This window comes from Ruegeria sp. CDSA141 (assembly GCF_059612005.1).
This window is the reverse complement of the sequence record NZ_JBXWPT010000002.1, coordinates 364,831-390,854: the sequence shown is the minus strand read 5'-3', so window position 1 is coordinate 390,854 and position 26,024 is coordinate 364,831. Positions and strand designations below refer to the sequence as shown.

Here is a 26,024-nt window from a genome sequence, read left to right as displayed (position 1 = left end):
ATGTCATCAACGGCTGGCCTGTGGCTGGCCGTTGTTCTGAGCGGCGCCTATCACGGTCTGAACCCCGGCATGGGCTGGCCGCTGGCGGTGTCTTCGGCTTTGATGGAACAACGCCAATCCGCCCTGTGGAGCGCACTCGCGGCTTTGGCTGGCGGGCATTTCGTGGCCATGCTCGGCGTGCTTCTGCCTTTTGCCCTGATGGCCGTACTGGTCGACTATCAAAATGAAATCCGCATCGGCGCGGCCCTGGTCGTCATAGGCATGGGACTGTACATCGCCATAACCCGCCGTCATCCCCGCTTTCTTTCACGTGTTCCGCCAAGCAAGCTCGCGCTGTGGTCTTTTCTGGTGGCGCTTGCCCACGGAGCCGCCCTGATGCTGGTTCCAATCTATCTGGGCCTTTGCGCTGTGGATGAATTGGACGCGGGACATCAAGCGATTTCCCAGATCATGACGACAAATACGCTTTTGGTTCTGGGTGTCGCCGCGCTGCATACGGCCGCCATGGTTCTGGGCGGGGGGGTGTTGGCCTTTGCGGTCTATCGTTGGCTTGGTCTGCAATTTTTGTCGCGCAGCTGGTTCAACCTGGAACTGATCTGGGCGCTGAGCCTCATTCTGGTCGGTGGTCTGGGTCTTTGGTCCGCACTTGGCTGACCTTGTACTTTGTTTTGAAACGCGCTTTGTCTGCATCAAAACAAAACTGGAGCTTCCGAATGCAGGACCAAACCCGCCCAACCGAAGTGCTGCGTCAGGGCAAAATCGACCAGTGGCAGGCCGCGACAACCCATGCCTTCACCTGCGAACTGTCTGACGGCACCCTGCCCGAGGATAAAATGCGCTGGTACCTGCGGCAGGATTATCAGTTCGTCGACGGTTTCGTGCGTCTTTTGGCCAGCGCCATCGCGCATGCACCGACCCTTGCAGACAGCGTACCGGCCGCGCAGTTTCTGGCGGTGATCACAGGCCCCGAGAACACCTATTTTCTGCGCGCGATGGACGCTTTGGGCACTGAACCCAGCACCGACCCCGCGCCGGCCACACGGGCGTTTCAGGATCTGATGACCGAAGCCGTGGCCTCTGGCCGCTATCAGAACATGCTGGCGGTACTCGTCGTAGCAGAATGGGTTTACCTGAGCTGGGCCAGCCCGGAAAACCCACCCAAAGACGGCTTGCCGTTCTGGTTTGCGGAATGGATCACGCTACATGCGGGCGAAGGGTTCGAAAGCGTGGTGGAATATCTGCGGCGTCAGTTGGATAACGTCTGGCCAACGCTGGATGCGGATGAACAGGCCGAGGTTACACGGCTGTTTCATCGAGCCGTCGAGTTGGAACGTGATTTCTTTGACGCCGCTTACGCGGCCTGAACCAAGGAGGCCGCTATGGTCGCTACTCTGAACGTCATTGCGGCATTGCTGACCATCGGGTTCGGCGCATTCGGGTTTTTGGCCCCGGCCCATACCGCGTCGGCCCTGGATCTGGCCCCGACCAACAGCACAATGGGGTTGTCCGAGATGCGCGCCTCGGTCGGTGGTTTATTTGTTGTGACCGGGATCGCCGTTATCTGGCTGAACAACCCAATGGCCTATTTCATGCTGGGCATTGTCTATTCCGGTGCTGCACTGGGCAGGTTTGTATCGGTCGCGCTGGACAATCCACCCTTTGCCAAGGCGTTGATCTTTGGGGGAATCGAACTGGCTCTGGCGGTTTGGCTTATCTCCGCAAACTTCAACAAAGCCACCTAACAGATTGGAAATATGGGATGCGATAGACTTCATTCTGAGTTTGCATCCATCCATCACCTCACCTATATAAGAGGTGTCCTTCGGGACTATGGACATAAACGCGCTCGTAATAAGCGGATCGGACCCGGGGGCGGTACCCGGCGGCTCCACCATACACCTTCTGGGGGCATCCTTCGTTTGGGGATCACTTTCGGAACCGGGGGGCCGAAATAGGATCGACGAACGTCTAAAGGGGTTAGCTTTGTCCCGGCTGTCTGCCACCGTTACCGGCGAAAACAGTACAATTGCAAACGACAATCGTGCTCCGGTTGCAGTTGCTGCGTAAGCAGTAGCAAGACCGAAACTTAAGCCCTTGCGCCTAGCCGCGTAAGGCGGGGTTCGCAGGTACCTGGCAACAGAAACCTGCATTAATCTCCTACAAGTCTGAATTATTTACCCGCGTTTTCGCGGGTTCAGAGTTTGTTCACTCCTTTTTGTCATCTTACCAGCACTTGGACAGGAGAGCTGGGATGACGAATTCAGAGATACGCAGAACGTGGTATTCCGAAGTTTGGGAAAACGGAAACACCGAAGCAATCGATCAGTTCTTCGCACCCGAAACAATGGCCGAAGGGCTGATTCCGGAAATGCAGGTCGGTGCCGACGATTTCAGGGATCTGGTCATGGCGTTCCGCCACATTCTGGGGGACATCAAGGTCGAGTTGCCCAAGATCATCGAAAACGGCGACTGGGTGTCAGCCATTCTGCATGTTCGTACTTTTCGTGCCGACAATGGCGCGCCACTGGAAGTCACCGGCCAGGTCATGGCGCGGTTCAAAGACGAAAAGATGGTCGAGGCTTACAATCATTTTGATTTCATCTCGTTTTTTGAAGAACTGGGCCAGTTTCCATCAGACACCCTACCCGTGTGCATGACAGGGCAGCGCCTGGACTGGGCGTGAACACAACGCAATCTTGACCCCTATGACCCTTGCGCGTTAGCAAGTGTCATGGGGTAAGATTGCGAACGCCCCGTGAGGCGACAGCCCAAGTTTCGCATGTATCCGCGGTTACAAGGAAACATGCCATGGCATCGCCCAACTCTATTTCCCCCAAACAACTCCTGCGTCTGATTGGTACTCCGAATGCGCCCGTTCTATTCGACGTCTGCCTGAATGACGATTTTGACGAAGATCCCTATCTGATCCCCGCGTCAGTCCGACACCCGGTCACAGATCTTCAGGGGCTGAAATGCAAGATCTCCGGCCGCTCGGCTGTGATTATCTGTCAAAAAGGTAAGAAGCTGAGCCAAGGCGTTGTATCCTGGCTGCGCAGCGAAGGGCATCAAGCCGAATATCTGGAAGGTGGTATGTATGCCTGGCGCGAATTGACCGACGCGCTACGCGTACCCGCAGCCCGCATTCCTGAACGGATTGGTGGTCATACGCTCTGGGTCACGCGCCACCGACCAAAGATCGACAGAATCGCATGTCCCTGGCTGATACGCAGGTATGTTGATCCCGACGCAAAATTCCTGTTTGTGGCACCCGGCGAAGTCGAAAGCGTTTCGACTGCTTTCAGGGCGTCACCTTTTGATATCGAGAACACGTTCTGGAGCCACCGGGACGACAATTGCACGTTTGACACCATGTTGGATGAATTCGAGCTTCACTCCCCTGCACTTGACCGGTTGGCCACAATAATCCGGGCAGCAGACACGAACCGACACGCGCTTGCACCCGAAGCGGCGGGATTGTTGGCGGTGTCCGTCGGGCTTTCAAGGCAGTATCGCGATGACCACGAAAACCTGGAGGCCGGGATAACCCTTTACGACGCGCTGTATCGCTGGGCTCGCGATGGGTTTGACGAAAGCCATGACTGGCCCACAGGTCAAACACCATGACACCGGTACTGACAGAGATTATCAAGGTCTTCGGCAGGATCGGACTGCTGTCTTTCGGTGGACCCGCTGCACAAATTTCCTTGATGCATCAGGAATTGGTCGAGCGTCGATCCTGGCTGGATGAACAGACGTACCTGCGCGCCCTGTCTCTGTGCATGTTGCTACCTGGTCCAGAGGCGATGCAGCTTGCGACCTATGCGGGGTGGCGTCTGCGCGGTGTTGCTGGCGGGCTGATTGCCGGCAGCTTGTTCGTGTTGCCCGGCGCGGTGGTGATCGCGGTTCTGGTCGCACTCTATTCAGCATTTGGCGATATCCCCTTGGTGCAGTCGGCCTTCACGGGCATCAAGGCAACTGTCATCGTGATCGTTTTGCAGGCGCTTCGCAATCTTTCGCGTAAGGCATTGAACGATCGCGAGCACCGGACAATCGCAATTCTGTCCTTCCTGTCCATTTTTCTGCTGAACCTCCCCTTTCCAGCGATCATTTTCGCTGCCGCTTTCTGGGGGTACGTGACGTTCAAGGGACCCGTTGAAACACCCACACGGGAAGGAACATCACATCTGGCGCGTTCGCTTCGAACGATTGCTGTCTGGTTGCCGCTGTGGCTGGGCCCGCTTGTCGCTCTGAGCGTCACTGGTCATCAACTGCTGAGCGATCTGGGGTGGTTTTTTGCCCGTCTCGCTGTCGTGACCTTTGGCGGCGCATATGCCGTGTTGGCCTATATGACCCAAACGGTTGTTGACCAGTACCACTGGATCAGCACGGATCAGATGATAGACGGGCTGGGTCTGGCGGAAACGACACCGGGTCCGCTAATTCTTGTTACACAGTTTGTCGCCATGCTGACCGGGCAACAGACTAGTGGGTTTACGTTGGCACTTGCCGCTGGTGCAGTTGCATTGTGGGCGACGTTCGTTCCCTGCTTTCTTTGGATTTTTCTTGCGGCCCCTTATCTTGATCGTTTGGCTGCACGTCCCCGCCTGTCAGCAGCCCTGCACGGAATCACCGCAGCCGTCGTCGGAGTGATTCTCAACCTTTCCGTGTGGTTCGCCCTGAATGTTCTTTTCGAATCGGTGCCTAAAAAATCAATGGGGCCATTGGCAATACCCGCGCCGCAGTTATCCGCATTGGATTTCACAGCACTTAGTCTAACTATCCTTGCTGGGGCCTTGATTTTTCGACTGAAATTAGGGATGGGAACTGTGTTGGCCTTGATGTCGATGGCCGGGCTGGTTGCACACAATATCTGATCAATCCGGTCATACCCGCCCTTTCGTTTCCGAACAAAACCCCTATGCTGAGCATAACCACTTTTGAGGATCAAATATGTCGCAAGGCATCGATTATGGAAACCTGATGCACACCGCCATGCGCGGCCTGATCAAAACAGTGCTGACGGAAGTTTCCCAAACCGGTCTACCCGGGGCGCATCACTTCTTTATAACTTTCGACACGCGTGAGAATGGTGTGGAAATCGCAGACTGGCTGCGTGAACGCTATCCCGAAGAAATGACCATCGTCATGCAGCATTGGTTCGAGAACCTGGAAGTCGGAGAGGCCGGCTTTTCCATCACTTTGAATTTCGGAGACGCACCAGAACCGCTGTATGTCCCCTATTCCGCAATCAAGACGTTTGTAGATCCATCGGTCGAGTTCGGCCTTCGCTTTGAAAGCCCGGAAGATGAAGACGAGGAAGATCACATCATCGAAGATGAGATCGAAATCGAAGTCGAGGAAGATGAAGTCCATCACGATGCGGAAGTCGTGTCGCTGGACAGCTTCCGGAAATAACACTTAAAACCCCGCCCTGCGCGGGGTTTATCGTTTCATCAGAAAAGTCTCGACCGACCGGGATTTTTGGCCGTCGATGAATCGTGAAAACGCGAGGTTCAGCCCGCCTTCGGCCAGTGTACGGTCGAATTGCTGCAACTCATAACCTCCATCCTCATCTATAAACAACGAAAACACAGTCAGCGTGTCGCCGACAATGCGGCCCCATACAAACGGCTCGCCCTTCATCGGGTCCAATGGCACTTCGTGACCAAAGACATTGCGTTTCATCGCCGCCGAAAACACGTCCGGGCGGTCCGACGGGACAAAATCAATCGAAAACTTCTGTTCCTTTATACGACCGTCCAACTTGTACGTCGTCGTCCGCCAACTGACGTTGAAACCGTTTTTGGTCTCGACAATAGAAACGCTCATGTCGCGTGGCGTTGCAGTGCCATCCGCGTCCACAACTTCGGCTGAACCGATATAGTCACCTATGAAAGGTGCTATGTCTGACGCGCGGGCCTGCAAACTCAGAATCGACAGCCACAAAGCGCAAACTGCAAGTATCGCGGCAGCTTTTTCAAGCTTAAGGCGATGGAAATTTGGCATTTTATCCTCCTGGGCGGTCATTGCTCTATTGTAGCCCAGAGGTGTCCGCAAACAACGCACATTCTCCCCCAATTACGATTAAAGTGACGCACCCCGCGCCTATACGTTTGACGTCCTTAAGTTTAAGGTGCGCGCAACTGGCCGATTGCGTCACGGCGTGGCTGCGGCTAAACGGCATACAACTGCATACCAGACGGAGTGACCGATGTCTCAAACCCGCACAGAATCCGACAGCTTTGGCCCGCTCGAGGTTCCTGCCGACAAGTATTGGGGCGCACAGACGCAGCGCTCGATCATGAATTTCCCCATCGGCTGGGAGAAGCAGCCGGTCGCCATCGTGCGCGCGCTGGGCGTGATCAAGAAAGCCTGCGCGATGGAGAACAAGGCGACCGGAACGCTGGACGTCAGGATTGCCGATGCGATCATCCAGGCCGCAGGCGAGGTGATCGAGGGCAAATTTGACGACAACTTCCCGCTGGTCGTATGGCAGACGGGTTCGGGCACCCAGTCGAACATGAATGCGAACGAGGTCATCGCCAACCGCGCTATCGAGATTCTGGGCGGCGTCATTGGCTCAAAGGACCCGGTGCACCCGAATGATCACTGCAACATGGGGCAATCGTCGAACGATACCTTCCCAACCGCCATGCATATCGCCACTGCAATGAGCGTCAGGGACGTGTTGCTTCCGGGGCTTGAGAAACTGGCGTCCGGGCTCGAGCAGAAGGCCAAGGAGTTCAAAGACATCATCAAGATCGGCCGAACGCACACGCAGGACGCGACACCGCTGACACTGGGTCAGGAATTCAGTGGCTATGCCCACCAGGTTCGTCAGGGGATCGCACGCGTACACGCGGCAATGCCGGGGATTTATGAACTGGCCCAGGGCGGTACGGCCGTTGGCACCGGCCTGAACACCCAACACGGCTGGGATAAAGCCGTTGCAGGCCATATGGCACAGATCACCGACCTGCCCTTCGTGACAGCCCCGAACAAGTTCGAAGCGCTGGCCGCCCATGATGCCATGGTCTTCCTTTCGGGCGCTTTAGCGACGATTGCCGGCAGCTGCTACAAGATCGCAAACGACATTCGTTTCTTGGGCTCCGGTCCTCGTTCCGGTCTGGGTGAGCTGATCCTGCCGGAAAATGAGCCCGGGTCGTCGATCATGCCCGGCAAGGTAAACCCGACGCAGGCCGAGGCACTGACTCAGGTCGCCGCGCATGTGATGGGCAACAACGCTGCGATGACATTTGCCGGGTCGCAAGGTCATTTCGAGTTGAACGTCTATAATCCGATGATGTCCTACAACCTGCTGCAATCGATCCAGTTGCTGGGAGATGCCTCCGACAGCTTTACCGAGCGGATGCTACTGGGCATCAAGGCCAATGAGCCGCGAATCGACAAGCTGATGAAGGAATCGCTGATGCTGGTCACGGCGCTTGCCCCAACCATCGGGTATGACAATGCCACCACCGTTGCGAAGACCGCTCATAAGAACGGCACCACCCTCAAGGAAGAAGCCATCGCGCTGGGCTTTGTGGATGAAGCAACCTTTGACGCCGTCGTCCGTCCCGAACAGATGATCGGCCCGAAAGACTGATGGGCAAGCCGGTCAATCTGAACCGGTATCGAAAAGAAAAAGCGCGGGCCGTGAAAAAGGCCCGCGCTGACCAGAACGCGGTCGCGTTTGGACAAACGAAAGCTGAAAAAGAAATCGTGAAGCTTCAACAAGAAAAACAAAAGCGCGACCTCGACAATCATGAGCTGGACGAATGAGCGGCCGCCCTGTCAAACGCTCTCTGACCCTGAAAGGGCATCGAACCTCGGTTTCACTCGAGGATGAGTTCTGGAGGGCTTTTCGCGAGATCGCTCATGAAAAAGGGCAACCAATCAATGTCTTGGCGGCTGAGATTGATGTGGAACGCGACCCGCAAACCGGCCTTGCATCGGCCATACGCGTCTTTGTTCTGAACTGGTTTCGCAATCGCGATTAGGACTTGTCACTCCTTGATCACCGCGTGTAACGTGAATGGAGAACAAAAGAGGTACATTCATGAGCAACACCATTACCGGCCCGGATGGTCAGCAAAGGTGCGCATGGTGTCAGGCCGCGCCCGAGTTCTTTGAGTATCACGACAATGAATGGGGCTACCCTGTTGGCGAAGACCAACGGTTGTTTGAAAAACTGTGCCTCGAGAGCTTTCAGTCAGGCCTCAGCTGGCGGACAATCCTGAACAAGCGCGAAAACTTCAGGAAAGCCTTCTGCGGATTTGATTTCAACAAGATGGCTGCGTTTTCTGATGCAGATGTGGAACGCCTGCTACAGGACGCCGGGATCATCCGTCATCGCGGCAAGATTGAAGCAGTGATCAACAATGCGCGTTGCGCGCAGGAGTTGGTGGCCGAGGAAGGGTCTCTGGCGGCCTATGTCTGGCGTTATGAAGCTAAAACGCCGCCGCCACCGCAAACAGCATCCACATCTCCCGAGTCTGTAGCCATGTCAAAGGATCTCAAGAAACGGGGGTGGAAGTTTGTTGGCCCCACAACCGTGTTTGCGTTCATGCAGGCCATGGGCCTGGTCAATGACCACGCCGAGGGCTGCATCGGCAGAAAAAAAGCGGCACAGATGCGCCGCTCTTTCACCAAACCTGCCTGACGGATCAGACCGAGGCTTTGTAAATCTTGTCGATGTTACCACCCAGAGCCGCGTTGAATTCGGCATCTGACTGCTGCTTCGACAGACCTTCGGTCAAAGCCCGCGAGAAGGATGCGATCATCTTGCCGTTCTGACCCAACAGGTCGCAGGCTTGTTCCGTCGAATAACCGCCCGACAAGGCCACAACACGCAATACCCGCGGGTGGTCTGCCAGCGCGTCATACAGGTTTGCCTTTGTCGGGATCGTCAGCTTCAGCATCACTTCCTGACCCTCGGCCAGTTGATCGAGGTTTTTGAGGATTTCCGCCTTCAGGATTTCTTCTGCCTCGGCCTTGGTTTGCGAATGGATGTTAACTTCGGGTTCCACGATCGGAACCATACCGGCATCGGTGACTTCGCGGGCAACGTCGAACTGTTGGGCAACCACCGCCGCGATGCCGTCGGCATTCGCTTCGTGAATGACAGAGCGTTCCTTGGTGCCGAACACACCATCGGCCTTGGCCAGGGTCTCGGCCAGACCGGGGATCGGTTTCATCACCTGGACGCCGTTTGCCTGTTCTTCCAGGCCTTTGTCGATCTTCAGGAAAGGCACGATACCTTCGACAGACCACAGGTAGTCGGCAACCTTGCGACCTTCGATCTCTTCCCCCAGCGTACGTTCGAACAGGATTGCGCCAATCACTTTGTCCTTGGTGAAGTCGTCGGCCAGAATGATGCGGGCACGCATCTTCTGGATTTCACCGAACATCTCTTCGTCTGAGCTGTAGTCAGATGCCTCGACACCATACAACGCAAGCGCTTTCGGGGTTGATCCGCCGCTTTGATCCAGTGCCGCGATAAAGCCCGTGCCGTTGATCATCTGCGCGCGCTGTTCTGCTTTGGACATATTGTTTTCCCGTTCAATGATGATTCCGATGTTCTTCCCCGCATACAACAGGGCGTGAACCGATGGTAGGTTGTTAGCGCTCAAACAGGCGTAACCATATGCCATCTTTAGATCGAACCGTCAGATGTGCGACCGGAACAGGTGTTTTTCCCGGGATTGTTTCGAACCGGAAACGGCGCAAGAGCATCGACAGGATCAGCGGCCCTTCGACCATTGCAAACCCGGCCCCGGTGCACACTCGAGGGCCCGCAGAGAACGGAATGTAGGCGTCGCGCTGGCAGCGCTTGCCGTTTTCCGTGCCCCAACGCATAGGATCAAAACCGTCCGGATTGTCCCACAAACGCTCCTGACGGTGCAAATGCCAGGGGCTGATCACGATTTGCGCGCCAACCGGCACATCCCTGTTACGGAACCGTTCGGGGCACGTGGCCTCGCGGACCATCATGGGCACCGGAGGATAAAGGCGTAGCGCTTCGCGAAACACTTCCCGGCTGATCCTGAGTTTTGAAACAGAGACAAATGAAGGCTCATCCAGAACAGCGGCTTCATCTGCAACTTTCTGTTGCCATTCCGGGTAAAGGGCCATCAAGTACAGCGTCCAGGCCAGGGCGGACGCACTGGTTTCATGCCCGGCAAGAAAAAAGATCGCTACCTGATCAACCATTTCCTCGGGGTCGAAGAACTGTCCGGTTTCGGGATCAGCCGTTGTCATGATCTTGGTCGCCAGATCATCCGGTGCCGTTCCGTCCTTGATGGCCTTTGCGCGTGTTCCGGTGAGTTCCGCAATCAGCGCCCTGATATCCCGCGCGTTTTGTTTCGTCGCCTTGGAATGGAACCGGGGCAGCCACTTTGGCAACGGAACAAAGGCCGCGAGATTCAGCAAAGGTTGCTCACGCTGATAGGCCCGAAACTTGTCAAACACCTGACTGGCAATAACGTGTTCGATAGGAACGGAAAACAAGGTGCGGAATATGACGTCCGCCGCCGCATGGCTTGTCTGTTCTTCAAATTCGATTTGTCCGCCGACGTGAGGTCGCAACCGTTCCACGCACGCCTCGGCAGCAGCCAGCATGGCAGGAAATGTATCCTTCAACCGCCCGCCTTCGAACGCCGGATCGATAATCCTCCGCTGTCGTTTCCAAGTCTCACCATTGGTCAGAAATACCGAATTGCCAAGCAACGGCCGCAGGCCTTCGCTGATCCTGCCAGATTTCGGGAAATCGTCAGGTCGCTTCTTGAGGACCGTTTGAATCAGGTCCGGTTGATTGATCATGAACGACCGGAAGAACGGAGTTTTGAATTCGGCCATCCACGCGCGATACAGCCGGGCTGGCTGGGCCGACAGCAGGTCATGTCTGAACAGTTTCAAATAGCGCAGCAAAGAAACCTTATCAGGGCGCGGTTCTGGCTTGGGCGGGGTCATGGGCGTACCGCGGTGAACTTGGACACAGGCGTCTCGATGCGGCTGCGCGAAGCCTCACGATCCGCAAACCTTTGCTTCAGCGTCAAAGGACCAGCCGTTATCCGGAAATAGTCATAGCTTCCCGGCTTGTCGAACGCGCAAAGGTACTGAAAGTGCAGGCGAAAAAACCGCCATCGCAACGCCTTCCAACGTTCCGGCGACAACGTTTGCGTAAAGGCCGCCGACAGGACCAGCGGCCAACGCTTGTCAGAGGGCGCAACCCCCGTGACCGCAACCGGATCGCAAAGAGCAAAGGCGCAGCCGTCTCCGGGGGCAGAGACATCGACCCAGGTGAGTTCAGACCGCGTGGACAGGAATTGCAGATCGGACCGCAACTCATATGCCTGAGGCAGAAATGAAACCATCGGAACAACCTGCCCCAAACTGAGGAAAGACAGTGCTGCCCGCCGCTCCTGCACGTTCGTTTTTCGGATCAGTTCAGCCAGAACAGACGTTCCCATATGCGCGCCCGAGCTGTGGCCTACGACCAGCACTTCATCCACATCGGACTTAAGCGCAGCTTCGATCGTTTCTCGAAACGCAGCCAACCTGTCATGCAGCTTGGCAGGAGTTTTTCCCTTCAACTGTGCAGAATAAGCGTAATCATGCATCAGGTAGTAAGCAAACAGCCGGTTGTCGACCTTGCGAAACCATAACAACAGCGCAACGGCTGCGGCCGCTCCCGGGAACAGCCCCCACCAACCTGCCATGGCTGTGCATGCCCATGCTACCGCAAGCGCAATCAGCAACTGGGACACCAACATACCTACTGGATACAACGCCGCGATCACCGGCCCCTTACGGAGGCGCATCAGACGCCACAATGTGCCGGTTGAAATGTAGATCCAGGCCGTGCGCGCCAATTGCCAATAGGTCGCCGGAATCGAGACCGACATGCTGTCGCGCACGATGTCGGACCACACCAGAACCTCGAACTCAGTTTCAACGGTCTGGCCATCTTGTTCCGAGGTCACACGCCACCCAAAACGCTCGCCTGTCGTCTTTGGGGCGATTGCGATCTTGTACCCCGAGATCCGGGCCTGTTTCTGAGACTCGGTGCGATACAACTCTCGATACCGCCGGGGCGGCATAGGATCGTAGCCGGGTATATAGAACACCCGACGTCTGCGCACCTGCGGCTGATTTGTGTGACTGCTCATGCCCTCACCTTCTGACGCGCAGGTTAACGCAGGCTTGAGGTCAAGGTAAGAGGGTCAGGTGCTCAACCGAAATTTGCCAGCGCCGGGAAGGTTTCCAGCAGCCACCAGCTAAAGCGGGTGAAAAGACCCGTGATCAGCATTATTCCGACAAACAACAGCAGGCCGCCCATGACCTTCTCGATCGTGCCCATATACGGTTTGATCCGGTTCATCACGGTCATAGAGCGATTCAGGAACATGGCTGCCAACAAGAACGGAATACCCAAACCCGCAGCGTAAACACCCAGCAAAAGCGTGCCTCGTGCAACCGAGGCTTCGTTGGCAGCCAGTGACAGGATCGCCCCCAGTTGTGGCCCAATGCACGGAGTCCAGCCGAATGCAAAAGCAAGGCCAAGGATATAGGCACCAAAGACCGAACCACCGGAATCACCGGTTTCAATCCGTGCTTCGCGATCCAGAAAAGGAATCCGGAAAACATTCAGGAAGTGCAGACCGAAGACAATAACAACGGCTCCGGATAACTTGGCAAATAGCACCTGATTTTGCAGCACAAACGCGCCAAAGGCCGATGCGGTAAATCCAAGCAGCAAAAAGACGGTCGACAGGCCCATGACAAAGAACAGGGCCGACATGGTTGCCTTGCGCCGCGCGCGCGCCTCGTCCTGCATCTCATGTATGGTGACGCCGCTCATATACGCCAGGTAAGGCGGTACGATGGGCAATACGCAGGGCGACAGAAAGCTGATCAAACCACCCAGAAGCGCGACGAACATGGCGGGCAGAAGTCCCGCGTCTATGATTTCGATTCCGAACATGTTTCTGCACATATGTGATGAAGAACGATCCGTCACGGGGCCAAACAGTCACATCCTCGTGCTCGAAATCTGGACAATATTACAACTTCACCCTATCCCGATAATCATGTCAGAGATTACAGATACCCTGGACGCCTTGGGCCTGTTGTGCCCGTTGCCCGTCCTGAAAGCCCGTAAACGACTGAAGTCTATGCCTGAAGGTGCTGTTCTGCGGGTACTGGCCGATGATCCTGCGGCCATAGTGGATGTCCCACATTTTTGTGCCGAGGCCGGACACACGCTACTTTCGCAAGACCTTGACGGCGCGCATCAGATTTATCTGATCCGGAAATCCTGCTGACCTTTCGTGAGGTCAAAAAAAGGCGGGCCTGTCAGCCCGCCTTTTTTGTCAACTTCCCAGCGACCACCAACCGCGCCGTTTAGGCTTAGTTGATACAGGGTCAGGTTCTTCCGCGACGGCTTCCAGCACCGGCTCGGGCGTAGCTGCTACTGGCGCGTCATCGACGGGATCGTCGGCATCTTTTACCTCGGATGCTTCCACAGATTCCATAGATGGCTCTTCTGACTCATCGGTCTGTTCCGCCGCATGCGCCATATCCGTGCCGTTTACAGATTGCTCTGTTGGCAACGACGAATCAGGTTCCGCTTCGACAGATTCAGCGGTCACCTCAACCTGATCCGCTGAGACCTCAACGCCTTCACCCTCAATGCTCTCGCGAGCTTCTTCGGTCGCTGATTCTTCTGCAACAGCTTCAACCGCAATGGCAGTTGTTTCTTCAGACTGATTTGTAGCTTCTTCCGCTGTTACGTCTTTCTTACGACGACGTGGAGCACGTTTGCGCTTGGGCTTGGCAGGCTTCTCTTCCTCCGAAGCTTCAGCTTCAGCCGATTCAGCATTTTCAACGTCAGAAGCATCGCTCTCTGCGTCTTCTTGTGCAGGCGTTTCGTCCTCTTCCGCGCTCTGCTCCTGCGTGTCGCCATTGCCCGAGCCCTTTTTGCGGCGGCGGCGACGGCGTTTGCGCTTGGGTTTTGTCTCTTCTTCGGTCTGAGCGATTTCCTCTTCAGCCTCTTCCTCGTCAGAGGAATCGACAAGATCCATCAGCGACGCATCGACCGACACGACAGGCGCCGTGGCCTCGGGAACGATCCTGCTGGCCGTCTTGAATTTCTCCATCGAGAATTCCGGGCTGACCAGATGGATATCCCCTTCGATCCTTACCGACAGGCCGTACCGCGCCTCAATCTGCGCAATATGTTCCCGTTTCTGGTTCATAAGGAAGTTGGCGATGCTAACCGGGCAGCGTACTAACACTTCGCGCGAACGTCGACGGGTACCTTCTTCTTCAATTTGACGCAGGATAGACAAAGCCATGTTGTCGTCCGAGCGGATCAGGCCGGTGCCATGACACGCAGGGCAAGGCTGTGTCGTTGCCTCGATCATACCGGGGCGCAGGCGCTGACGGCTCATTTCCATCAAGCCAAAGCCCGAAATACGACCCACTTGGATGCGCGCACGGTCGGTTTTCAACCGCTCTTTCATACGCTTTTCAACGGCCGCATTATTCTTGCGCTCATCCATATCGATGAAGTCGATCACGATAAGACCGGCCAGATCGCGCAGACGCAACTGCCGTGCAACCTCCTCTGCAGCCTCAAGGTTGGTCTTGAGTGCGGTTTCCTCGATCGACCCTTCCTTCGTGGCACGGCCCGAGTTCACGTCGATCGCCACCAGTGCTTCAGTCACGCCGATCACGATATAGCCACCGGATTTCAACTGTACGGTCGGGTTGAACATCCCCGCCAGATAGCTTTCCACCTGATAGCGCGCGAACAGCGGCAGCGCATCCTCATACCGTTTCACGTTCTTGGCGTGAGACGGCATGATCATCTTCATGAAATCCTTGGCGATGCGGTATCCGCCCTCGCCTTCAACCAGAACCTCGTCGATATCGCGGTTATAAAGATCACGGATCGACCGTTTGATCAGGTCGCCTTCCTCATAGATTTTCGCGGGCGCAATGGATTTCAGCGTCAGTTCGCGGATCTGTTCCCACATGCGCTGCAGGTACTCATAGTCGCGCTTGATCTCGGATTTGGTGCGTTTGGCCCCTGCAGTCCGAATGATCAGACCAGCCCCGGTAGGCACATCAATTTCCGCAGCAATCTCTTTCAGTTTTTTACGGTCCGGCGCATTGGTGATCTTACGGCTGATGCCGCCGCCGCGCGCCGTGTTCGGCATCAAAACGCAATAGCGACCGGCCAGCGACAAATACGTGGTCAGAGCGGCACCCTTGTTGCCACGCTCTTCCTTGACGACCTGAACCAGCAGGACCTGACGTACTTTGATGACTTCCTGTATCTTGTAGCGACGCGGGCGCGGTTTGCGCGGCGGACGAATGTCTTCGCTGTCATCCTCATCAGCTACCGTTTCAATCGAAGCGTCTTTTGAAGCAGCGTCAGCGTTCAGCGTATCGTTGCCGTCCTCATCGGAGTCCTGTTGATCCTCAGTAGCGTCAACAGGTTCTTCTGTTTGCTCCGATTCAGATTGGGTTTCATCCCCTTCCGATTGAACTGCTTCTTCGGGTTCCACAGCCTCTTTGGCTTGTTCGTCTGCGTCGTTTTCCGACGCCTCGACAGCCTGTTCCGTGACAACCTCGGCAACGTCTAACGCGTCCTCATCCGATGCGGCTACAGCCGCTTCTTCGGCCGCCAGCGCGTCGTCACCATCTGGCTCCTCTACCGGAGTTTCAGCGACGACTTCCATCGGCGAGGTACCCTCGGGCACGTCTCCGTTGGAATCGTCACCCTCATCCAAATCAATGGTTTCCATGCCGGATGGTTCCGTCGACACCTCCATCGATTCGACCGGATCGTCGGATTTCACATCCGCGGCCTTTGAACGTGTCCGGGAACGCCGCTTCTTGGGTTTGGCCTCTTCAGCCTCATCGCGCGCCTTCATTGCCTCGGCATAGGCGCGCTCTTCCTCCATCAGCGCCTCGCGGTCAGCAACGGGGATCTGGTAATAGTCCGGATGAATTTCGGAAAACGCCAGGAAACCATGCCGGTTCCCGCCATAATCCACAAAAGCCGCCTGCAGTGACGGCTCAACCCGTGTTACTTTTGCAAGATAGATGTTGCCAGCAAGCTGGCGTTTGTTTTCGGACTCAAAATCGAACTCCTCGACCTTGTTTCCGTCCACCACCACGACGCGGGTTTCTTCCGCGTGGGTGGCATCGATAAGCATTTTCTTAGCCATGTGTCCTTGGTGCACCGCGCCAAACGCGTTGTCCTGACCTGTCCAGGCGGACAGGCGCTTTTGGGGAGGTGTCTTGTCAGGGCGATATCGGACGGCGCGCGGCAGGGTCTGGCGCTTTGGCCCCCTGCCCGTTCTCTCAATCGTTGCGCGCGCGTCATCGCGGTTCTTCTCCGACAGGCGCGTCTGAACGCAGCCTGCCCATTTATTCCTTTCGCCCAGATGTTCCGGGCTCAGGTACTCTACTGCCCCTATCGAGGCACAATCGGTCTGCTGAACCGCGAGGTCTTGATCCTCACCAACGGATCAGCAGCGAAACTCAAAGATTCGGGACTTGTAGGCGTCAAATACACCCGGCCCGTTCGGACACAATAAAAGCAACCCTGTGGAAAAGACAATGGGCAAACTGCATTCCATCACCCAACCAGCGTGACGGATCCACTTCATCTGGCCAAAAATATCTCGGGGGAGGCGTCATAGGCGACGGGGGCAGAGCCCCCGATCGCATCGCTTAAAGATAATCCGAACGCTGGAGGCCGTATTTCGCCATCTTTTCGTTCAGCGTCCGACGCGGGAGGCACAGCTCATCCATGACAGACGCAATCGAGCCCTTGTGCCTGCGCATCGTGTTGTCGATCAGCATTCGCTCGAACGCTTCGACATATTCTTTCAACGGCTTGCCTTCGGTCGTCATCACCGGCTGCATTTCCTCATGATCCGACATCAAAAGCGACGCGATCGTGCCTGACCCACGACGCGACTGAAGCACCGCCCGTTCGGCAATATTGATCAACTGACGCACATTGCCCGGCCAGGGGGCCTGCAACAACTGCGCCGCCTCCTGCGCGCTCACCTGAGGTGCATCGCAACCATATTCCTCGGCAAACTGCTCACTGAGACGGGTGAACAGGGTCAGGATATCTTCCCCACGCTGGCGCAACGGTGGCATGGTGATGCGCAGCGCCGCCAGGCGATAGAACAGATCTGGGCGCAGCACGTCTTCCGACGTCTTGCCCGCCTCCTGCAAGTTCGAGATGGCAACGATCCGAGTCTCCGCAGGTGTGCCTTGCTCGTTCATCACGCTCAACAGCTTGGCCTGCAACGTATCGCTCAACGCTTCGACATCTTCCAGAACCAGCGTCCCGCCCCGCGCCTCTTCGATGGCAGGCAGTTGCGCATCCTCGGGCATCATCGGACCAAAGAGACGCTTGGCCAGTGCGTCTTCTTCAAGCGCAGCACAGGATACAAGGACAAATTTCTTGCCTGCACGGCTGCCAACAGCATGAAGCGCGTGTGCTACAAGGGTTTTCCCGGTTCCGGTTTCTCCGTCGATCAACACATGACCGTCGGCCTGGCCGAGATCCAAAATATCCTCACGCAGCCGCTCCATAACCGGGCTGGCACCGATCAGCTTGTTCATGATCTGCGTGCCACCGGACAGCTCGCGCCGCAGCGCACGGTTGTCCAGTGTCAGTCGGCGCGCATTGCTGGCGCGTTTGGCCAGCTCAGACATACGGTCTGGATTGAACGGTTTTTCAAGGAAATCAAACGCGCCAACCCGCATCGCCTCAACCGCCATCGGGACATCACCGTGACCGGTGATCATGATCACCGGCAGGGTACTGTCGGCTCCCATCAGCTTTTTCAGAAGCTGAATGCCATCCATACCCGGCATCTTGATATCCGAGATTACGATCCCTGGATAATCCGGACCCAGAACCTTGAGCGCATCTTCCGCGCTGGCAAAGGTTTCCGTGTCATATCCGGACAAAGCAAGCCATTGGCTGATTGACTGGCGCATGTCCTGTTCGTCATCCACAATGGCAATTTTCATGGCCTGTGCCATAGTCATTCCTCGTTATTCCGCGGCCTCGAGGCCGTCGCTTCCCAGTGCTGGCAACTGCATTTCAAACACCGCACCGCCGTATTGGCCGTTGCGCGCAGTCAACCGTCCCCCATGGTCGTTCACGATCCCTGACGAGATGGCAAGCCCCAGCCCAACTCCATCTCCGGGTTGTTTGGTGGTATAGAACGGCTCGAACAGGTTCTCGATATTCTCGATCCCATGCCCGTTGTCGCGCACCGTCAGTACAGCCGTATCACCCGCCGCCAGGATGATTTCCACATCTGGCTCTGCCATTGATTTGGTGGCGTCCAGCGCGTTTCTCAAGAGGTTGACCATAACCTGCTCGATCCGCATCCGGTCCCCCATCACCATCACCGGTTCTTCAGGCAGGATCTGAGTGATCTTGACATGGCGCTGGCGCAACTGCGGTTCCATCATCGACAAGGCTGAGGCCAGTGCTTCGCCAAGGTTTACAGGTGAAAACGCGTCCGCCCCCTTGCGGGCGTAAGATTTGAGCTGCCGCGTAATCGCCCCCATCCGTTCGATCAGACCATCGATGCGGCCGAAACTTGCCAGCGCTTCTTCAGGCCGGTTTCGACGCAACAGCAAACGGGCACCGGCCAGATAGGTTTTCATTGCAGCCAGCGGTTGATTCAGCTCGTGACTGACTGCGGCTGACATCTCACCCAATGCCGCCAGTTTCGAGCTTTGGGCAAGGGTCTGTTCAGCCAAATCCAACGTCTTTTCAACCCGTTCACGTTCAGCGATTTCCCGCTGTAGCCGGGCGTTCAATGCGCGAAGCTCTGCCGACTCGCGCTGAAACAGGGTCATGCGCAACGTCGCGCGTCGGCTCAGCGCGTAGAACGCCAGCGCCAGAAGAATCGCAAAGCCCATGATCTCGAGCGCCAGAACGCTGTTCACTTTCTCGCGGATCGAGGCATAGGTCGTGAATGACGTCATTTGCCAGCCGCGGAAGGGAATGCGCGTTTCCAGACGCATTACCGCCTCGCCTTGCAGGTAGGCGTCGGGTGGCAAAGCTGTCCAATCGGTCGTTGCGCGAATGGCCCGCTGGATGGCCCCTTGGGGTGGCTGACGCAGCAGGGCCGAGCCCTCATCTAGACCTCGCCAGCGCGGCTCAGTAGACAAGATGATGGTTCCGGTGCTGTCTGTAACCATCACCGCATCAGAAATACCGGCCCAGGCCTGTTCAAACTTTTGCAGATCGACTTCGACAACAATTACGCCCAGTATTTCAGCGCTGTTTTCAAGTCGCCGTGAGTAGACAAAGCTGTACCCGCCGGATTCCTTGGGAATGACGGAAAAGATTGTCGCATTTGACCGGATCGCGTCCACGAAATACGATGTGTTCCTGTGTGCCTCGCCCAGTTTACTCCGATCTGTCGCTGCAACCGTTCGTCCGTCACCATCCAACAACCTCAGCGACGCCGCACCGATTTCTTCGACGAAAGAGATCAATCGCTGCGTCGACAGCGAATAGTCCCTGGATTGCAACGCCGAAATCAGGGTCGGGTCCCGCGCCAGCAATTGCGGCACGATGGAATTGCGCCGCAATTCGCTCAGCAAATTACCGGAATACAGCGCAAGGCGCAGCTCGGCCCGATTGCGTGTGGATTCGGTGAACCTGTCAGTCAGCAGACGGTTGGTGACCCAAACCGTTGCAATTGTCGCCACCATCAAAACCAGAACAGCCAGCCGCAGTCGCCATCCCAATGGGGCGCCGCGAAACGGTTTCAGCAGTTTTGACCAGCCTGATCGCACGTCCGAGTTCATGGTCAGACGTTACGCGTGGGCGCGCGTGACCTCAAGTCACGCCGCTTGAAACACACCTGACAATGCGCGGAACAGCGCCGCCCCGTCGGTGCCGCCATGCCCTTGGTCCGCCGCGCGTTCGGGGTGCGGCATCATACCCAGAACACGACGGTTTTCGGAAAGGATCCCCGCGATATCACCGACCGAACCGTTGGGGTTCTCGGTATAGGTGAATGCGATCCTGTCCTGACCCCTCAACGCCGCCAGCGTCGCGTCATCTGCGAAATAGTTGCCGTCGTGATGCGCGATCGGAATACCGATCACGTCGCCCGCATTGTAGCCGCCGGTAAAAACACTGTCGCTGGTTGCGACTTTCAGGCCCACGGTCTTGCAGATGTATTTCAACCCGGCATTTCGCAACAGTGCCCCTGGCAGGATACCCGTTTCCGTGAGAACCTGAAATCCGTTGCAAATCCCCAAGGCGTAACCGCCACGTTCGGTGTGATTGACCACGGCCTTGCAGATCGGAGATTTCGCGGCAATTGCACCACAGCGCAAATAGTCGCCATAGGAAAAACCACCTGGAACGCCCACGATATCAATGCCTTCCGGCAGCGCGGCATCTTTGTGCCAGACCATGTCGACCTGAAAACCGGCCTGCTCGAAAGCGACCGCGAGGTCTCGGTCACAGTTTGATCCGGGGAATACGATTACGGCTGCGCGCATGGCGGGCCCTCCTACGAGACAAAATCGGTGACGACCGCAACACCCGGAGGAGTTGAATGGTCAAAGGCGGCAAGCTCTGTGCTCACCTGGTTCAGAGATATTTTTCGCGTGACCAATGGGCTCAGGTCAACTCCGCCGCCTGCGATCAGCGACAACAAAGAGGGATAGCGCCAGCTTGGCATTCCACGCGTTCCGAAGACAGAAAGTTGACCGGAATAAAGAACATCCATCGGCAACGCCATCTGAGTGTGGTCCCCGGCAGGCATCCCGATCTGCACCATGCGCCCCATTTTACGCAGGGATCGCATTGCTGAAACGGTCGTCACTTCAACGCCAAGCGCCTCAATCGCAACATGAGCACCGCCACCGGTGAGATCCTTCACCGCCTGCGGCGCATCGCAGGTAGCCGCATTGACCGCCGCGTCAGCGCCCAGAGCCTTGGCATAGTTCAGTTTATCATCCGTGATATCGACAACCACGACACGAGCGCCAAGCGCCTTACCCAAAAGAAGCGTGGATATCCCTACTCCGCCGCCGCCGAAGACAGCGATCCATTCACCACCCTGAACCTTTGCCCGACCGACCAGAGCCTGCCAGGCTGTCGTCACCCGACACCCCAACGCGGCCGCGGTTTCCGGCGCAATACTGTCCGGCAATGACGTCAGGTTCGCATCGGCATGCGCCACCGCTATGTATTCCGCAAAAGCGCCGTCACAGGTGAACCCCGGTACAACCTGATCGGGGCAGATCGTCTGATGACCCTGCGCGCAATCGGGACACCGGCCGCAAGCCAGAATGAAAGGTGCGATCACCCGATCCCCGACACGCCACCGGGTGACGCGCGCGCCGACTGAGACCACCTCTCCGCAATATTCATGCCCGGGAGTGATGGGCAAGACGACGTCCGGATCCGAACCAGACCACGCGTGCCAGTCTGACCGGCACACGCCGCAGGCCAGCACCCGCACGATCACGCCGTCTTCCGCAGGTGCGGGATCCGGGATCGTCGTTACCTCAAGCGGCTGACGGGAGGTGATCAGACGCGCGGCCCGCATTCAATCAGACCAGTTCGATCTCGTAGCGTTCGATAACCGTGTTGGCCAACAGCTTTTCGCACATCTCGGTCACATCTGCTTCGGTCGCGCCGTCGGCCAGTTCAAGGTCGATCACCTTGCCCTGACGCACACCTTCGACCTGATCAAAGCCCATTGCACCCAATGCGTGCCGAACTGCTTCGCCCTGCGGGTCCAGCACCCCGTTCTTGAGCATCACATGAACCCGTGCTTTCATTTTGGCAACTCCACCTGCGGGCCGCAATCTGCGGCCCATTTCGTTGCGCGGGGGATAGCGCGCCAAATGGCATTCGACAACCCTGTTTGCAAAGCAGTTTGCCGCAGCAATCCAACTATCCGCTTTCTTTGACCAATCCCGGATAATGCGCATCAATTGCATGGAACGTGCCCGTTAGAACCATCTCGACCGCGACGGCGACCAGCAGGATTGCCATGATCCGGGTCAGGACATTGATCATTGTCTCACCCAACAGGCGCGAGATCTGATCTGCGAACAACAAACCCAGCCCCACGATCGCGCAGGCAATCAGGATCGCCGAACCCAGCGTCAAGATTTCGGCGCCGTTAGAGAGTTGGTGCGAAAAAACAATCGTAATGGCAATCGTGCCCGGCCCGATGGTCAGAGGAATGGCCAGCGGTACGACGGCGAAATTCAATTTGCGCTCATGCCCGTCGTCCATCGCAGCCTGATCGCCCGGCGGCCTGTCCTCGGCCTTCAACATCGACATCCCGATTCCGAAAATGATGATCCCGCCAGCAATCCGAAAAGACGGCACATCAATACCGAACACCCCGAGCACTTCTTCCCCGATCACAACCGCGGTCAGCGCAATGACAGTAACCGAAATCGTAACAACGACCGCAACATGCCGCCGTTCGGCCGCAGTACAGTTCTTGGTCATGCTCAGAAAGATCGGGATATTGTACAGCGGATTGAAGATTGCAAGCACGGCTGCCAGAAACTTCAGAAACACCGTCTGATCAAACAGTTCAGCCATTTGACACCCATCCTGAACCTTTTGTGACTGCACGGGGCAAACATGCTCAGGAAACGGGAGGCTGTCAAATTCAACCGCCAACGAAAAAGCGCCGCAAACACAGCCGCGGCGCTTTGGCGAGGTTCCGATCCAGCCCTGCTTAGTTGATCAGCGTCGGTTTGGTGACATTGTTGCTGGGCAGGACGCCCAGTCGGCGTGCAACTTCGGAATAAGCGTCGGTCAAACTGCCCAAATCGCGGCGGAAGACGTCCTTGTCCAGTTTCTGGCCAGTTTCGATATCCCACAGGCGGCAGCTGTCGGGGCTGATTTCATCAGCAACGATCAGGCGCTGATAGTCGCCTTCGAACACGCGTCCGATCTCGATCTTGAAGTCCACCAGACGGATGCCCACCGCCAGCATCACACCACTCATGAAGTCGTTCACCCGCAGGGCGAGGCTGAGGATATCGTCCATGTCCTGCTGGCTGGCCCAGCCAAAAGCGGCAATGTGTTCTTCGGTGACAAGCGGGTCACCCAGCGAGTCGTCCTTGTAGCAATACTCGACGATCGGTCGGGGCAGTTGGGTGCCTTCTGCAATACCCAGACGCTTGGACATCGATCCGGCGGCATAGTTGCGCACGATCACTTCCAGCGGAACGATTTCGCAGTTGCGAACCAACTGCTCACGCATGTTCAGGCGGCGAATGAAGTGGTTCGGGATGCCGATCTGGGTCAGGCCGGTCATGAAGAACTCGGACAGGCGATTGTTGAGCACCCCCTTACCGTCGATCACGTCCTTCTTTTCCGCGTTGAAGGCAGTAGCGTCATCTTTGAAATACTGAACGATCGTGCCCGGTTCAGGGCCTTCGTACAGAATCTTGGCCTTGCCTTCGTAGATTTTCTTGCGACGCGCCATAAGCGACCTTTCCACTCTGCACAGAGGGATTGAGTCCCCTCACGTTGGCGTCCTCATAGTCCAAGCACCCATTTCCCGCAAGTTCATGTACCCGAGAGGCTTTGACGCAGCGCAAATCCCTTGCGTATGGGACGTCGTATAGTCATATCATCAGGAAACAAGATGTAACCCAAGAGGTCCTTACCCTATGACCACGTTCGACGAACGCGAAAACGCCTTTGAAGCCAAGTTTGCCCATGATGAAGAGATGCAGTTCAAGGCGCAGGCCCGCTGCAACAAACTTCTGGGTCTGTGGGCCGCAGAAAAGCTTGGTAAAACTGGTGCAGATGCAGAGGAATATGCAAGGACGGTTGTAATTTCAGACTTTGAGGAAGCCGGACACGAAGATGTCGTACGCAAGGTTTCGGGCGATCTCGGAAACCTGTCCTCGGACGACGAAATCCGCGCAAAAATGGCCGATCTTCTGCCGGAAGCCAAGGCGCAGGTCCTGAGCGAGAAAGGCTGAGCCTCAGGTGCCTGACTCATGATCTTCATGAGTTTTATGAATTTGATTTGACGCCTTGGTCATGAGACACGGGGCGTCTCTTTTTAACGGCGTTTTGCGCCTTTTTCTGGAACAACCCTATGACAAACGCGCTGAGCAAGCTTCTGGAAACCAATGACGCCATTCTGGCCGATGGTGCAACAGGGACGAACCTGTTCAACATGGGCCTGCAGTCTGGTGACGCTCCTGAACTTTGGAACGTGGATGCTCCGGACAAGATCCGGGCGCTGTATCAGGGTTCGGTTGATGCAGGCAGCGACCTGTTCCTGACCAACACATTCGGCGGCACATCGGCACGGCTGAAACTGCACGACGCGCAAAATCGCGTGGGAGAGTTGAACCGCATCGGTGCAGAGCTGGGACGTGAAGTCGCCGACAAAGCCGGACGACCTGTCATTGTTGCAGGATCGGTCGGTCCAACCGGAGAAATCATGGAACCGGTCGGCAGCCTGTCGCACGCCGAAGCAGTGGAAATGTTCCACGAACAGGCTGAAGCGCTGAAAGAAGGTGGCGTGGATGTTCTGTGGGTGGAAACCATCAGCGCACCCGAAGAGTTCCGCGCCGCTGCCGAAGCCTTTGCCCTGACCGACATGCCCTGGTGCGGCACGATGAGCTTTGACACGGCCGGTCGCACGATGATGGGTGTGACATCAGCCGATCTGGCCCAACTGGTCGAAACCTTGCCGAATCCGCCTATCGCGTTTGGCGCCAATTGCGGCACTGGCGCATCTGACATTCTGCGCACCGTTCTGGGTTTTGCCGCGCAAGGGACTGAGCGCCCACTGATCTCGAAGGGCAACGCAGGCATTCCGAAATACGTGGATGGTCACATCCACTATGACGGCACGCCCGAGCTGATGGGGCAGTATGCCGCCATGGCGCGGGATGCCGGCGCGACGATCATTGGCGGGTGCTGCGGAACCATGCCCGATCACCTGCGCAAGATGCGTGAGGCGTTGGACACCACGCCTCGTGGCGAACGCCCGACTCTCGATCAGATTGCTGATGCTCTGGGTTCGTTTACATCCGCCTCGGACGGGACGGATGACGATGCGACACCGGAACGCCGCACACGCCGCCGCCGCCGCGCATGATACCAGCCTGATCAGCGCCCTTCGAATTTCGGAGGGCGTTTTTCCATAAAGGCCACCACGCCTTCGGCGAAATCTCTGGAGCGGCCACATTTGCCTTGCAGGTGCGCCTCGGTCTCAAGCTGCTGTTGCAGGGTGTTTTCATAGGTTCCGCGAATGGCCCGCTTGATCGCGTCATAGGCCGCCGTGGGACCTTTCGCCAGATACTCTGCCCTTTTGCGCCAATGGTCGACAAATACGTCATCCGGCACGGCTTCCCAGATCATGCCCCATTCATCCGCCTGCTTTGCAGTGATCTTGTCTGCAAACAAGGCCGCGCCCATTGCTTTGGCCAGCCCCATCTGGCGAGGCATGAACCATGTTCCCCCAGCATCAGGAAGCAGGCCGATACGTGCAAATGCCTGCAGGAAATAGGCGCTTTCCGTCGCAATTACCACGTCGGCACAGAGGGCGAGGTTCGCGCCTGCCCCGGCTGCCGGTCCGTTAACCGCGGCAATCGTGGGCACCGGGCAATTGTGGATGGTGTCCAACATCGGTTCATATTCATCGCGCAACGACCGTTCCAGATCGATCTTGCCGGTTGACGACGCATCACCCAGGTCCTGCCCCGAACAAAACGCAGGACCAGCACCGGTGATAACTATACAGCGGGCCTTGACCGCTGCGTCTTTCATGGCGTGAGTAATCTCTGCCCGCATCTGAGTGGTCAGTGCGTTCATCTTGTCCGGCCTGTTCAGTGTCAGAACTGCCAGACTGTCTGTAATATCCAAAGCAACCGTTTCGTAATTCATGAAAACCCTCCCGTCGCGCCACGTGTTTTTGCACACTTACTGGCCCTGACGG

General features: G+C 56.7%; 28 protein-coding genes and 1 other RNA gene. 15 read left to right on the top strand and 14 right to left on the bottom strand.

What is annotated here, in order from left to right:
• The 8 genes from AC2FLP_RS05840 to AC2FLP_RS05805 all read left to right on the top strand — a co-directional run bounded on the left by AC2FLP_RS05840 (position 1) and on the right by AC2FLP_RS05805 (position 5,415).
• Complete coding sequence (locus AC2FLP_RS05840) at positions 1-654, top strand: hypothetical protein (protein ID WP_299896897.1); 654 nt, start codon at positions 1-3, stop codon at positions 652-654.
• Between the two features lie 59 nt (positions 655-713).
• Positions 714-1,364 carry a TenA family protein gene (locus AC2FLP_RS05835; protein ID WP_117869025.1) on the top strand — a complete coding sequence of 217 codons (651 nt, stop codon included), beginning with the start codon at positions 714-716 and terminating at the stop codon, positions 1,362-1,364.
• 15 nt (positions 1,365-1,379) lie between these two features.
• Positions 1,380-1,742, top strand: coding sequence for a DUF4345 family protein (locus AC2FLP_RS05830; RefSeq protein ID WP_117869026.1), 363 nt, complete (start codon positions 1,380-1,382; stop codon positions 1,740-1,742).
• Positions 1,743-1,778: 36 nt separating this feature from the next.
• Positions 1,779-2,151, top strand: a transfer-messenger RNA (tmRNA) gene (ssrA, locus tag AC2FLP_RS05825).
• A gap of 100 nt (positions 2,152-2,251) precedes the next feature.
• Positions 2,252-2,683 (top strand): ester cyclase, encoded by a 432-nt coding sequence (locus AC2FLP_RS05820; protein WP_496682125.1) that lies wholly within the window; start codon positions 2,252-2,254, stop codon positions 2,681-2,683.
• A 125-nt stretch (positions 2,684-2,808) separates the two neighbouring features.
• Positions 2,809-3,624, top strand: coding sequence for a chromate resistance protein ChrB domain-containing protein (locus tag AC2FLP_RS05815; protein ID WP_496682123.1), 816 nt, complete (start codon positions 2,809-2,811; stop codon positions 3,622-3,624).
• On the top strand, positions 3,621-4,874 hold the full coding sequence (gene chrA / locus AC2FLP_RS05810; protein ID WP_496682120.1) for a chromate efflux transporter: 1,254 nt from the start codon (positions 3,621-3,623) through the stop codon (positions 4,872-4,874). Before AC2FLP_RS05815 ends, chrA begins: the two co-directional genes overlap by 4 nt.
• A 76-nt stretch (positions 4,875-4,950) precedes the next feature.
• A complete protein-coding gene (locus tag AC2FLP_RS05805; protein WP_299896882.1) occupies positions 4,951-5,415 on the top strand; it encodes an SspB family protein in 465 nt (154 codons plus the stop codon).
• Positions 5,416-5,442: 27 nt separating this feature from the next.
• Here the strand turns inward: AC2FLP_RS05805 and AC2FLP_RS05800 are convergent, their stop codons facing one another.
• Complete coding sequence (locus AC2FLP_RS05800) at positions 5,443-6,006, bottom strand: hypothetical protein (RefSeq protein ID WP_117869031.1); 564 nt, start codon at positions 6,004-6,006, stop codon at positions 5,443-5,445.
• A 205-nt stretch (positions 6,007-6,211) separates the two neighbouring features.
• Between AC2FLP_RS05800 and fumC the strand changes: the two genes are divergently transcribed.
• From fumC to AC2FLP_RS05780, 4 genes are read left to right on the top strand one after another with little or no spacing between them, the layout of a single operon-like run.
• A complete protein-coding gene (gene fumC / locus AC2FLP_RS05795) occupies positions 6,212-7,606 on the top strand; it encodes a class II fumarate hydratase (protein ID WP_299896880.1) in 1,395 nt (464 codons plus the stop codon).
• Positions 7,606-7,782 carry a DUF4169 family protein gene (locus AC2FLP_RS05790; RefSeq protein WP_117869033.1) on the top strand — a complete coding sequence of 59 codons (177 nt, stop codon included), beginning with the start codon at positions 7,606-7,608 and terminating at the stop codon, positions 7,780-7,782. The genes fumC and AC2FLP_RS05790 overlap by 1 nt, the downstream gene beginning before the upstream one ends.
• Entirely contained in the window at positions 7,779-8,000 is a 222-nt protein-coding gene (locus tag AC2FLP_RS05785) for a ribbon-helix-helix domain-containing protein (protein ID WP_299896876.1), read from the top strand. The genes AC2FLP_RS05790 and AC2FLP_RS05785 overlap by 4 nt, the downstream gene beginning before the upstream one ends.
• 59 nt (positions 8,001-8,059) lie before the next feature.
• On the top strand, positions 8,060-8,662 hold the full coding sequence (locus AC2FLP_RS05780; RefSeq protein ID WP_299896873.1) for a DNA-3-methyladenine glycosylase I: 603 nt from the start codon (positions 8,060-8,062) through the stop codon (positions 8,660-8,662).
• Between the two features lie 4 nt (positions 8,663-8,666).
• Here AC2FLP_RS05780 and AC2FLP_RS05775 read toward each other — a convergent pair whose 3' ends face one another.
• From AC2FLP_RS05775 to AC2FLP_RS05760, 4 genes are all read right to left on the bottom strand, one after another.
• Positions 8,667-9,548 (bottom strand): fructose bisphosphate aldolase, encoded by an 882-nt coding sequence (locus AC2FLP_RS05775; protein ID WP_496682114.1) that lies wholly within the window; start codon positions 9,546-9,548, stop codon positions 8,667-8,669.
• 73 nt (positions 9,549-9,621) lie between these two features.
• Positions 9,622-10,971: a cytochrome P450 gene (locus AC2FLP_RS05770; protein WP_496682112.1), complete on the bottom strand. Its 1,350-nt coding sequence runs from the start codon at positions 10,969-10,971 to the stop codon at positions 9,622-9,624.
• Positions 10,968-12,170, bottom strand: a complete 1,203-nt coding sequence (locus tag AC2FLP_RS05765) for a hypothetical protein (protein WP_496682110.1) — start codon at positions 12,168-12,170, stop codon at positions 10,968-10,970. The genes AC2FLP_RS05770 and AC2FLP_RS05765 overlap by 4 nt, the downstream gene beginning before the upstream one ends.
• A 62-nt stretch (positions 12,171-12,232) precedes the next feature.
• On the bottom strand, positions 12,233-12,985 hold the full coding sequence (locus AC2FLP_RS05760) for a cytochrome c biogenesis CcdA family protein (protein ID WP_117869038.1): 753 nt from the start codon (positions 12,983-12,985) through the stop codon (positions 12,233-12,235).
• A 106-nt stretch (positions 12,986-13,091) separates the two neighbouring features.
• Here AC2FLP_RS05760 and AC2FLP_RS05755 point away from each other — a divergent pair, with 106 nt between their 5' ends.
• A complete protein-coding gene (locus AC2FLP_RS05755) occupies positions 13,092-13,325 on the top strand; it encodes a sulfurtransferase TusA family protein (RefSeq protein ID WP_117872764.1) in 234 nt (77 codons plus the stop codon).
• 48 nt (positions 13,326-13,373) lie between these two features.
• On the opposite strand, the gene AC2FLP_RS05750 is transcribed toward AC2FLP_RS05755, so the two are convergent.
• From AC2FLP_RS05750 to purC, 8 genes are all read right to left on the bottom strand, one after another.
• On the bottom strand, positions 13,374-16,241 hold the full coding sequence (locus AC2FLP_RS05750; protein WP_496682107.1) for an Rne/Rng family ribonuclease: 2,868 nt from the start codon (positions 16,239-16,241) through the stop codon (positions 13,374-13,376).
• Between the two features lie 508 nt (positions 16,242-16,749).
• Positions 16,750-18,084, bottom strand: coding sequence for a sigma-54-dependent transcriptional regulator (locus AC2FLP_RS05745; protein WP_050603452.1), 1,335 nt, complete (start codon positions 18,082-18,084; stop codon positions 16,750-16,752).
• A 12-nt stretch (positions 18,085-18,096) separates the two neighbouring features.
• Positions 18,097-19,875 (bottom strand): sensor histidine kinase, encoded by a 1,779-nt coding sequence (locus AC2FLP_RS05740; protein ID WP_117869040.1) that lies wholly within the window; start codon positions 19,873-19,875, stop codon positions 18,097-18,099.
• Between the two features lie 36 nt (positions 19,876-19,911).
• On the bottom strand, positions 19,912-20,580 hold the full coding sequence (gene purQ / locus AC2FLP_RS05735; RefSeq protein ID WP_496682104.1) for a phosphoribosylformylglycinamidine synthase subunit PurQ: 669 nt from the start codon (positions 20,578-20,580) through the stop codon (positions 19,912-19,914).
• An 11-nt stretch (positions 20,581-20,591) separates the two neighbouring features.
• Positions 20,592-21,635, bottom strand: a complete 1,044-nt coding sequence (locus tag AC2FLP_RS05730; protein WP_299636171.1) for a zinc-dependent alcohol dehydrogenase family protein — start codon at positions 21,633-21,635, stop codon at positions 20,592-20,594.
• Positions 21,636-21,639: 4 nt separating this feature from the next.
• A complete protein-coding gene (gene purS, locus AC2FLP_RS05725; RefSeq protein ID WP_117872765.1) occupies positions 21,640-21,870 on the bottom strand; it encodes a phosphoribosylformylglycinamidine synthase subunit PurS in 231 nt (76 codons plus the stop codon).
• A gap of 115 nt (positions 21,871-21,985) precedes the next feature.
• Positions 21,986-22,651: a MarC family protein gene (locus tag AC2FLP_RS05720; RefSeq protein ID WP_117869043.1), complete on the bottom strand. Its 666-nt coding sequence runs from the start codon at positions 22,649-22,651 to the stop codon at positions 21,986-21,988.
• A 139-nt stretch (positions 22,652-22,790) separates the two neighbouring features.
• The gene (gene purC, locus AC2FLP_RS05715) at positions 22,791-23,546 is read right to left on the bottom strand and encodes a phosphoribosylaminoimidazolesuccinocarboxamide synthase (protein ID WP_117869044.1); all 756 of its coding nucleotides are present in this window, start codon (positions 23,544-23,546) and stop codon (positions 22,791-22,793) included.
• 187 nt (positions 23,547-23,733) lie between these two features.
• Between purC and AC2FLP_RS05710 the strand changes: the two genes are divergently transcribed.
• Both AC2FLP_RS05710 and bmt read left to right on the top strand, forming a co-directional pair.
• Entirely contained in the window at positions 23,734-24,051 is a 318-nt protein-coding gene (locus tag AC2FLP_RS05710) for a DUF1476 domain-containing protein (RefSeq protein WP_117869045.1), read from the top strand.
• A gap of 119 nt (positions 24,052-24,170) precedes the next feature.
• Positions 24,171-25,184, top strand: coding sequence for a betaine--homocysteine S-methyltransferase (gene bmt / locus AC2FLP_RS05705; protein WP_496682100.1), 1,014 nt, complete (start codon positions 24,171-24,173; stop codon positions 25,182-25,184).
• An 11-nt stretch (positions 25,185-25,195) separates the two neighbouring features.
• Here bmt and AC2FLP_RS05700 read toward each other — a convergent pair whose 3' ends face one another.
• A complete protein-coding gene (locus AC2FLP_RS05700) occupies positions 25,196-25,972 on the bottom strand; it encodes an enoyl-CoA hydratase-related protein (protein WP_117869047.1) in 777 nt (258 codons plus the stop codon).
• Between the last annotated feature and the right edge of the window lie 52 nt (positions 25,973-26,024).

Coding starts and splice junctions, on each gene's coding strand:
- AC2FLP_RS05840 (WP_299896897.1), top strand. CDS start 1: ATGTCATCAACGGCTGGCCTGTGGCTGGCCGTTGTTCTGAGCGGCGCC.
- AC2FLP_RS05835 (WP_117869025.1), top strand. CDS start 714: ATGCAGGACCAAACCCGCCCAACCGAAGTGCTGCGTCAGGGCAAAATC.
- AC2FLP_RS05830 (WP_117869026.1), top strand. CDS start 1,380: ATGGTCGCTACTCTGAACGTCATTGCGGCATTGCTGACCATCGGGTTC.
- AC2FLP_RS05820 (WP_496682125.1), top strand. CDS start 2,252: ATGACGAATTCAGAGATACGCAGAACGTGGTATTCCGAAGTTTGGGAA.
- AC2FLP_RS05815 (WP_496682123.1), top strand. CDS start 2,809: ATGGCATCGCCCAACTCTATTTCCCCCAAACAACTCCTGCGTCTGATT.
- chrA (WP_496682120.1), top strand. CDS start 3,621: ATGACACCGGTACTGACAGAGATTATCAAGGTCTTCGGCAGGATCGGA.
- AC2FLP_RS05805 (WP_299896882.1), top strand. CDS start 4,951: ATGTCGCAAGGCATCGATTATGGAAACCTGATGCACACCGCCATGCGC.
- AC2FLP_RS05800 (WP_117869031.1), bottom strand. CDS start 6,006: ATGCCAAATTTCCATCGCCTTAAGCTTGAAAAAGCTGCCGCGATACTT.
- fumC (WP_299896880.1), top strand. CDS start 6,212: ATGTCTCAAACCCGCACAGAATCCGACAGCTTTGGCCCGCTCGAGGTT.
- AC2FLP_RS05790 (WP_117869033.1), top strand. CDS start 7,606: ATGGGCAAGCCGGTCAATCTGAACCGGTATCGAAAAGAAAAAGCGCGG.
- AC2FLP_RS05785 (WP_299896876.1), top strand. CDS start 7,779: ATGAGCGGCCGCCCTGTCAAACGCTCTCTGACCCTGAAAGGGCATCGA.
- AC2FLP_RS05780 (WP_299896873.1), top strand. CDS start 8,060: ATGAGCAACACCATTACCGGCCCGGATGGTCAGCAAAGGTGCGCATGG.
- AC2FLP_RS05775 (WP_496682114.1), bottom strand. CDS start 9,548: ATGTCCAAAGCAGAACAGCGCGCGCAGATGATCAACGGCACGGGCTTT.
- AC2FLP_RS05770 (WP_496682112.1), bottom strand. CDS start 10,971: ATGACCCCGCCCAAGCCAGAACCGCGCCCTGATAAGGTTTCTTTGCTG.
- AC2FLP_RS05765 (WP_496682110.1), bottom strand. CDS start 12,170: ATGAGCAGTCACACAAATCAGCCGCAGGTGCGCAGACGTCGGGTGTTC.
- AC2FLP_RS05760 (WP_117869038.1), bottom strand. CDS start 12,985: ATGTTCGGAATCGAAATCATAGACGCGGGACTTCTGCCCGCCATGTTC.
- AC2FLP_RS05755 (WP_117872764.1), top strand. CDS start 13,092: ATGTCAGAGATTACAGATACCCTGGACGCCTTGGGCCTGTTGTGCCCG.
- AC2FLP_RS05750 (WP_496682107.1), bottom strand. CDS start 16,241: ATGGCTAAGAAAATGCTTATCGATGCCACCCACGCGGAAGAAACCCGC.
- AC2FLP_RS05745 (WP_050603452.1), bottom strand. CDS start 18,084: ATGGCACAGGCCATGAAAATTGCCATTGTGGATGACGAACAGGACATG.
- AC2FLP_RS05740 (WP_117869040.1), bottom strand. CDS start 19,875: ATGAACTCGGACGTGCGATCAGGCTGGTCAAAACTGCTGAAACCGTTT.
- purQ (WP_496682104.1), bottom strand. CDS start 20,580: ATGCGCGCAGCCGTAATCGTATTCCCCGGATCAAACTGTGACCGAGAC.
- AC2FLP_RS05730 (WP_299636171.1), bottom strand. CDS start 21,635: ATGCGGGCCGCGCGTCTGATCACCTCCCGTCAGCCGCTTGAGGTAACG.
- purS (WP_117872765.1), bottom strand. CDS start 21,870: ATGAAAGCACGGGTTCATGTGATGCTCAAGAACGGGGTGCTGGACCCG.
- AC2FLP_RS05720 (WP_117869043.1), bottom strand. CDS start 22,651: ATGGCTGAACTGTTTGATCAGACGGTGTTTCTGAAGTTTCTGGCAGCC.
- purC (WP_117869044.1), bottom strand. CDS start 23,546: ATGGCGCGTCGCAAGAAAATCTACGAAGGCAAGGCCAAGATTCTGTAC.
- AC2FLP_RS05710 (WP_117869045.1), top strand. CDS start 23,734: ATGACCACGTTCGACGAACGCGAAAACGCCTTTGAAGCCAAGTTTGCC.
- bmt (WP_496682100.1), top strand. CDS start 24,171: ATGACAAACGCGCTGAGCAAGCTTCTGGAAACCAATGACGCCATTCTG.
- AC2FLP_RS05700 (WP_117869047.1), bottom strand. CDS start 25,972: ATGAATTACGAAACGGTTGCTTTGGATATTACAGACAGTCTGGCAGTT.